Below are 7,639 nucleotides of genomic sequence, written 5' to 3'. Positions count from 1 at the left end.
AACGCGAATGAAGTACAACCTCGATCGGTTCTGGCGCGATGCGCGCACCTTTACGCTGCATGATCCGGTGGACGGACGTCGGCAAGCGCTGGGCGCGGTCGTGCTGGGCGCTCATGAGTATCGCGCGTCGATCATTTGAAGCCAAGATTAAGGAGTTCGATGTGAGTCATTCACTGGCCGCCAACGCCGAGAGCGTGGAGATCGAAACACTGGCAGCAATAGCCGAGCGGGAGATTGCGCCGCACGCATTGGAGATCGACCAGGCGCGTCGCTTTCCCGCGGACTCCATCGACGCGCTTCGCCGCGAGGGGTTTCTCGCGATGGCGATCGAAAAGCAATACGGCGGGATGGGTGGAGGATTCGGCGGCGACTACCTGATGGTCAGCCGCGCGGTCGAGGAAATCGCCAAGTGGTGTACCAGCACCTCCCAGATTTTCGCAGTGCAGACCGCGACCTGCTCGCAGATAGCCGCGATGGGCAGCCACGAGCAAAAGGAGCGTCTGCTCGGCGCGGTGGTCAAGCACGGCGATTTGTGGGGTTCGTGGGCGAGCGAACTCGGCCCCTCTATCATGGGGGCACAGACGGTCGCGCGTAAGGTTGCGGGCGGTTACCTTGTGAACGGCGACAAGTTTTTCTCGACCAACTCGGCGGGCGCGTCGCGCTTTCTGCTCTGGTGCGCCGAGGAAGGCGGGGATTTGATCCACAACATGCTCATCCTCGCGGTCGATGCGAAAGCGCCCGGCGTCGAAATCGTCGATGACTGGGACGGGATGGGTCAGCGCGGCACTGCCAGCGGAACCACTCGCTTCCGCGACGTATTCGTCCCGCAAAGCGACCTGATTGGCGGGCACGCCAATGCCTTCTATGAAGCGCCAGCCGCGCTCGGACCGATCTTTCAGATCGGCTTCGCGGCGATTTACCTTGGCACCGCGGAAGGCGCCTTCGAGGAGGCGAAGAAATACGCGACCAGCCGCCGGAGCCTGATGCGCGCAGTAAACCGGATCGCGGAAGACCCCATCGTTCAATTGCACATTGGCGACATGGAAAGCAGGCTTGCCGCCGCGCGGCTGCTCGTCTATGACGCGGCTGTAAGGCTCAAAGCGGTCGAGTCCGATCCGTCGCGCCGCGTGGATGCCGCGCTCGCCGTCTATAAGGCGAAAGTATTCGCGACCGAGGTGGCGCTATCGATCACCCATGACGTTTTCGGAATCTGCGGTACCAGCGCTACGCTAGCCGGCAACAAGTTCGAGATGTTCTGGCGCAACGTGCGAACGCTCACCCTGCACGATCCCGTCGATCGCAGGCGCGAGGCGATCGGAAAATCGGTGCTCGGGATCGCCGATCCGCCGATCGCTGCGCTATGAACGCTGCCCAAGCAGAGCATGAGCACCATATGGCGAAACTCGTAGCGGTACTCGGCAGCGTCACGCCGCCCGGCCGTTCGCTCAAGGCTATGGAATGGGCTGTTCGATGCGTCTCGGAGGAAGTACCGGGCACCGAAGCTCAACTCCTCGATCTGGCCAACTACAAGATTGCCTTCGCAGACGGCCGTCCGCCCGAGCAGCTCGGCGACGACACCGCCGCCGTGGTGCGCGCGATCACGGACGCCGACGCAGTGCTCCTTGCGAGCCCTGTCTATCGCGGCTCGTTTACCGGCGCGCTAAAGAATCTGCTCGACCATCTTCCGGTCGAAGCGCTCGCAGGAAAGCCGTGCGGAGTGGTGGCGATCGGCGCGACACATCACCATTACCTCGGCGTCGATTGGCATCTGCGCGACGTTCTCGCATGGTTCGGCGCGATACTCGCCCCCACCAGCGTGTATCTATCGGCCGAAGATTTTGCAAACGGGGAGCCCACCGCGAAAGCCTGTATGCAACTGCGGGAGCTGGTGCGAACCATTCTGAAATTGAGCGAGGCGTTGTCGGCCTCACGGCTGGAACTTGGTCCGCCGCCGCTGGCCGCATACCGCAGATGAGTGCTCTCGCCCCGCGAACGCATACATCGAACATTCATTCTTCAAGGAGAAGTTCATCATGGCGTCCAAAATTGATTTTGAAAAAGCCAAGCAGGTCGCGCAGCAGGTTGTAGGCGATGTAGGCACCTGCGTTCATGGCGCACTCTGCTTCATCGGCGACCGCCTCGGACTGTTCAAAGCGATGAAGGAGTCAGGTCCGGTAACCAGCGACGAGCTGGCCGCAAAGACCGGGCTTAGCGAGCGCTATCTTCGAGAGTGGCTGAACGCAATGGCCGCCGCGCAATACGTCACCTATGATGCGACCGCGCGCCGATTTCATCTGACCCCGGAATACGCCCTGGTGCTGGCCGATGAAGAGTCGCCTTTTTTCGTGGGCTCTTATTTCCAGATGGTGCAAAGCGCGATGTCGGTCGCGCCAAAGGTCGCCGATTCATTCCGCACCGGCAAGGGCGTGCCGCAGAGCGAATATCCGCCGTGGATGTTCGAGGCGTCCGAGCGCAACTCATTTCCTCGCTACAAGTACAAGCTGGTCGACAAATGGATCGCCGCCTTGCCCGAGGTCGTCGAACGACTCAAAGTAGGCGGAGCCGCGGTGGACGTCGGCTGCGGCGGCGGTCGGGCGGCGATTCTGATCGCGCAGGCTTTTCCCAAGGCCCGGGTGTTTGGCTACGACCTGGTCGCGCAGTCGATCGAGCGCGCGCGCCGCAACGCGCGCGCCGCCGGAGTCGGCGACCGCGTCGCATTCGAGGTCGGCGATTGCGTCACCCTGCCGGACTCGAAATTCGATTTCATTACTACCTTCGACGTGGTCCATGACGCGGTCGATCCGGTCGGCCTGATGAACTCGATTCGCCGCGCGCTGGCCCCCGGCGGCACCTACCTGGTGCAGGAGATCAATGTGTCGTCGAAGCCCGAGGAGAATCATAGCGCTCTCGGCAAAATGGTTTACTCGATCAGCACCATGTACTGCATGACGACCTCGCTCGCTCACGGCGGCGCGGGAATCGGCGCGGCGATGGGCGAGGTCAAGGCGCGCGAGTTGGCTGAGCGCGCGGGATTCAAGCATTTCCGGCGGCTGCCGATCGATGACGATTTCGCTGTCCTGTACGAACTGAAAGCCTAGCATCGGCTTGGTGTGTCGTCTGGAACTTGCGCCGTCGCATGTTTGCTCAGGCGCGTGCGGGGCCAGGTCCGAAACATCTACATAATGGTCTGGAGAGGATCCAGGCGTCAGGAGTTTGACAATGCCGCTGTTAGCGCTCGGACTGGCGATAGGGATACTCAGCGGTGTGCTGGGACTTGGCGGCGGGGTTTTTCTGGTCCCAGCGTTGATCTTCCTGTTCGGCTTCTCCCAGCAACAGGCCCAAGGTACCTCACTGGCGGTGCTGGTACCGCCGATCGGCTTGTTCGCAGCGCTGGAATATTATCGCAAGGGACTCATAAATTTTTCGGTCGTTGGCTTTGTCTGCCTCGGGTTCGTATTCGGCGCCTTCATTGGCGCTTTCTACGTCGATCGCATCCCGGTGCCGGTTATGCGCCGGATATTTGGCTACTTCATGTTCTTTATATCCTTCCAAATGGTGTTCACTGACCCGGATCGAAAGTTCGGCGCGATTTTTCCGGCCGTGCTCAGTACTGCAGCGCTGATTGTGCTCTCGATACTTGAGCGGCGCTTCGGTCTGGTGTTCCCGCCGATGCGTCGATACTTCACCAGGCGCCGCCACCGGCGGCATACGGGCGAGTACCAAATCTGAACTCATAAGCCCGACTGGGACTGCACGGAGTGAGACGAAGTAGGTCAAATCTGCCGCCCCTGAGTTCGCTCGGAGATTGGATGGGTCAGGTCGGGGGGTACTGCAACGACGTTCTCGTTGAGCTGGGCAAAGGTGGAGTCGTCTTGATTTGACCTGGACGAGTGAGATTCAGTTGTTCGATCAACTAGAACGCTGGAAGCGCACGGGCAACTATCCGCGCATCGACGATAGGATCGCGGCGCTGATCTTGGAGCGAGCCCGCGGCAGCCATTTTCTCGATCTTTGTTGCGGCTTTGGACTACTCGGACAGCGCATCGCTGAGCTGAAGCAGGATGCTGTAGTAGTCGGTGTCGAGGCCAATTCGGCCAAGATAGCTGCGGCGTGGCGCTATGAAGTCGCGATCCCAATCCATCATCTCAGTATACAACGCAGCACTTTGCCTACCTTCATCGAAATTTGCACAACGCGTCGCATCGAAGTACTGATCGCCCGCCGATTCATCCCCGAGTTGTTCAAGCGCGATCTCGAATTAGGGAGAGATTTCGTCACCATGCTCGCGTACTCAACCGATGTGAATGACGTATTTCTTGAAAGCATGGCGCGAACGAAGCCGGCCAAGTCCGCGCGCTCGTGTATAGACAAAGAGGTAGCGCTATTTGAACCATTCTACTATGAGACAAAGCGTACCGGTGCTGCTGCACACTTGGAGCGATCGATACGGCAACCGAACAAATCCGGCGCAAGCGTGAAATAGTGGGAACCTATCCCCCTCTTCGGACCGCCGATTGGCGGAACGGCGCATCAGATCGTGAATTGTGCGAGCCCTACGGCACCAGCTTCCTACCGAAATTACCCTCAATATCCTAGCCCAACGACTGGATTTGTGGCGCGAACAGAGCGCACATGGACACCTGAACGGAGGTCTCCATGGGACACACAAGTTTGCCAAATAGAAGCGGAAGGCCGCCAACCGTCGGTAACGGCTCAGAACAGTTGGCGCAGGAGATTAGCGGCCTTCTCGCTCTCGACTTGCCAGCTATAAGAAAGAAATGGATGGCGCTTTTTGGTGCCCATTCGCCGCCGCACCTCGGCCGCGTGATGATGATCAGGGCTATTGCGTACCGGCTGCAGGAGCGAGCGTTGGGCGGTCTCAAGCCCTCCACAAAGCGGATTCTCGACCGTGTTTGCGATGGCCGCGGAGGTCGCACCGGGTCAGACTCCGAAGGGACGCACAGGCGCGGGAACAGTCCTGATCCGGGAGTGGCGGGGTGTCAGCCACCGAGTCCGCCCACCATCGAGGACGTTCGTTTCGCCTCCATCACCGATTTCTATTTGCGCGGCATCCTTCCGGCTTACCGGCAGGCCGACGGCGGAGTTCCGCGTTCCAAAGGCGTGGGTTTTTTGAGATACTACGAATCCGTCTTATGAAGATGACCCCAGACAAACGCGCGATCGACAAGATCTTTCGTCGCCGGGACCGCTACGAAATTCCGGATTGGCAGCGGCAGAAGGTGTGGAGCAAGCAGAAGAAGCAAGGCCTCATTGACTCCATCCTGCGGGGCTGGAAGCTTCCCAAGTTCTATTTCGTCAAGAGCTCGGACGAGAACTTTCTCGTGGAAGACGGCCAACAGCGGCTCACCGCCATTTTCGAGTTTTTCTCGGGGGATCTGGGCCTCAGCCAGGAATCCGCAGAGATCTTCGGTGGGACGTACTACAGCGAGTTGAAACGGAACGTAGCAGACGCATTCGACGATTTCGATATCGAGTACGACGTGATCGAAGACGCGACGGATAAGGAGCTAAAAGAGTTCTTCCAGCGACTCCAGGAAGGTATGCCCCTGACCGGTAGCGAGAAGCTTAACGCGGTGCCGAGCAAGCTCCGCGATTTCTGTAAGGAAACTGCGGCGAAACACCCCTTCTTTAAGGAGACTATTGCTGTCCCTGATACGCGGTACGCGCACTTCGATGTTCTTGCGAAAGTGGTCACCATCGAGCTCGAGGACCTCGACACCGGGTTACGGCTTGATGACGTGAAAGCAGTTTTTGAGGCGAACCAGAACTTCGCCACCACTTCGGCAGTGGCCAAGCGCATCAAGAACGCCTTGGACTTACTCGCTACGGCTTTCAAGGGCAACGGCTCCATATTGCGCACGAGAACGATGGTCCAATCGCTCATCACGCTCACCTGCGAGATCGTGAGCACCAAGAACTACGCCGGCATCGAAGCCCTCCTTAGAGAGTTCTGTGAGAGCTTCACGACCGAGTTGGCCGCACAGATTGACAAGGGCCAAGAGGCGACAGACAGTGACTACGTCCAATTTCAGAAATCAGTGAGCGCCAACGTCACCGGCGCTGCGCGGACGCGCCAGGAGATCCTCCTCCGGAAGCTCTTTACGATCGCCCCGGAACTTAGCGCGATCTTCGACCCAAGCGTCATCGCTGAGAGTGGCACGACAGGACGGATCACGGCAGTCTCGGATTCCATCATTCTACTCATCGAGCAGATCAATAAAAAGCACGCCGCGGCGACCGGCGACGACTTATTCAAAGCCACAAACAAGACTGCCCTGCGCTGTTGCGCCTTCGGAAGCCAGTCACGACACGCGATGCTTACGGCGCGTTCATCGATGACCTCTATTTCCTCTTTCGGGAGGGGCCTGGAGCTCGCATCGACCCGGCGACCTTGCGATCGTTCGTCCACATCAACGACCTACGGACGGACCTGCGCCACGACGTGGATCATGGAGACAAGGGCAAGACTCGCTCCAAGCGGAAAAAAGCAGGCACAACCTTCGCGCTCTATGCCGGCGAGGGAACGCCGGACACCATCGAACCAACCAAGTACCCACTATTCCAAGCGAACATCCTCACAGCAATAGAAGGCGATCTTCGAGCGCTCCTTTCAAGGCAAACCCCAAACCCGCCCACGCCCACATCCTAATCACGCCGCGATCCTAAAAACCCGTAGGTTCCCACGGCGACCTGCGACAGGACTGCCAAGGGTCGTTGGGGTTGACGCGCCGATCGGTGTTCATGCATTCGCGCGTGGCAGAGATGACGCTTACTGAACACCGCATCCGTTCGCTCGGTCTTTTGCTGACCCGGCGAGGCGAATTTATGGCGAGGATCCGCGGACCTAGGCAAATCGCGCGCGGATAGGTTTTGCGAGATTGTCGCGATTAGCGGCGCTGGAGACGTTCTCCGGGTCCGTGCGTGATCGCAAATCGCGCGCTCAGGCGCGCATTTCGAGCAATTCTCTCAAATGTCCAGAAACCTAAGGACTGAATGGTGGTGGGGGCAGGCGACCGCGAACTACGCTCCGCGTCTGGATTCCCTGATCATCAGGGAAAAAACAGGGAAATGATCGTTTTTCGGGCTTGGTCGACGCTCCGCAGCTGGGAAAAGACCTCTCATTCGCTGCGCTTTTTCAGGTAATTCCCTAACGATCCGATCAGGGAATTAATATCGCGGATCAGGGAATTGGGTTTCCCTGATCGGCTGCCGATCACGGAAAATCTCATCCCAGATGCGGGCTGTCGCGAATGGACTTGTCAGGCAGGAAGGGCCGACCAAAGAGGCAACTTGATATTCGCACCAACCCCGCCCTCGTGTCCTATCGGCCGCTTGCAAACCCGGGCACCAGAATCGATTTCGGACGAAACCTTGAAGGCCCGATCGCGAAGCTGACCTCCTAACCAAGGTGGTTGGCAAGCCTGGTCGATTTGATCTCCGAACGACGTAAATACGATGCATCGATTGAGGCGGTCATGGTTCCGGCCACCTCTCAGAAAAGACGAATTTTGCGACTTGTCAGGGAGGTCGAAAAGTGAGCCAAAAGTAAGCACAATTTCCGTCGACTTGACGACATTTCCTACATATGGTACAGTTCGTGCTTGTCCTGCCGAAAAAG

Annotated in this window: 7 protein-coding genes; all 7 read left to right on the top strand. The window is 58.7% G+C overall.

Going from position 1 to position 7,639, the window contains the following annotated elements; translation table 11 throughout:
- Nucleotides 1-161 precede the first annotated feature (161 nt).
- Nucleotides 162-1,364 (top strand): acyl-CoA dehydrogenase family protein, encoded by a 1,203-nt coding sequence (locus Q7S58_RS06865; RefSeq protein ID WP_304822508.1) that lies wholly within the window; start codon nucleotides 162-164, stop codon nucleotides 1,362-1,364.
- Between the two features lie 29 nt (nucleotides 1,365-1,393).
- Nucleotides 1,394-1,975, top strand: coding sequence for an NADPH-dependent FMN reductase (locus Q7S58_RS06860; RefSeq protein ID WP_304822505.1), 582 nt, complete (start codon nucleotides 1,394-1,396; stop codon nucleotides 1,973-1,975).
- Nucleotides 1,976-2,033: 58 nt separating this feature from the next.
- Nucleotides 2,034-3,098 carry a class I SAM-dependent methyltransferase gene (locus Q7S58_RS06855; RefSeq protein ID WP_304822502.1) on the top strand — a complete coding sequence of 355 codons (1,065 nt, stop codon included), beginning with the start codon at nucleotides 2,034-2,036 and terminating at the stop codon, nucleotides 3,096-3,098.
- Between the two features lie 121 nt (nucleotides 3,099-3,219).
- Complete coding sequence (locus Q7S58_RS06850) at nucleotides 3,220-3,729, top strand: sulfite exporter TauE/SafE family protein (RefSeq protein WP_304822499.1); 510 nt, start codon at nucleotides 3,220-3,222, stop codon at nucleotides 3,727-3,729.
- Nucleotides 3,730-3,901: 172 nt separating this feature from the next.
- Nucleotides 3,902-4,483, top strand: a complete 582-nt coding sequence (locus Q7S58_RS06845; RefSeq protein ID WP_304822496.1) for a class I SAM-dependent methyltransferase — start codon at nucleotides 3,902-3,904, stop codon at nucleotides 4,481-4,483.
- 173 nt (nucleotides 4,484-4,656) lie between these two features.
- Nucleotides 4,657-5,157, top strand: a complete 501-nt coding sequence (locus Q7S58_RS22090; protein WP_370655466.1) for a DUF2924 domain-containing protein — start codon at nucleotides 4,657-4,659, stop codon at nucleotides 5,155-5,157.
- Complete coding sequence (locus Q7S58_RS06840) at nucleotides 5,154-6,608, top strand: DUF262 domain-containing protein (protein ID WP_304822493.1); 1,455 nt, start codon at nucleotides 5,154-5,156, stop codon at nucleotides 6,606-6,608. The genes Q7S58_RS22090 and Q7S58_RS06840 overlap by 4 nt, the downstream gene beginning before the upstream one ends.
- Nucleotides 6,609-7,639 lie beyond the last annotated feature (1,031 nt).

Origin of the sequence: Candidatus Binatus sp., from assembly GCF_030646925.1 — a bacterium.
Classification (GTDB): Bacteria; Desulfobacterota; Binatia; order Binatales; family Binataceae; genus Binatus.
Note: the sequence above shows the minus strand (reverse complement) of the source record. Positions and strands in the feature narration are given on the sequence as shown.

Bases quoted from the DNA above. Each gene is read 5' to 3' on its own strand.
- Q7S58_RS06855 (WP_304822502.1), top strand. From the start codon at position 2,034: ATGGCGTCCAAAATTGATTTTGAAAAAGCCAAGCAGGTCGCGCAGCAG.
- Q7S58_RS06840 (WP_304822493.1), top strand. From the start codon at position 5,154: ATGAAGATGACCCCAGACAAACGCGCGATCGACAAGATCTTTCGTCGC.
- Q7S58_RS06850 (WP_304822499.1), top strand. From the start codon at position 3,220: ATGCCGCTGTTAGCGCTCGGACTGGCGATAGGGATACTCAGCGGTGTG.
- Q7S58_RS22090 (WP_370655466.1), top strand. From the start codon at position 4,657: ATGGGACACACAAGTTTGCCAAATAGAAGCGGAAGGCCGCCAACCGTC.
- Q7S58_RS06860 (WP_304822505.1), top strand. From the start codon at position 1,394: ATGGCGAAACTCGTAGCGGTACTCGGCAGCGTCACGCCGCCCGGCCGT.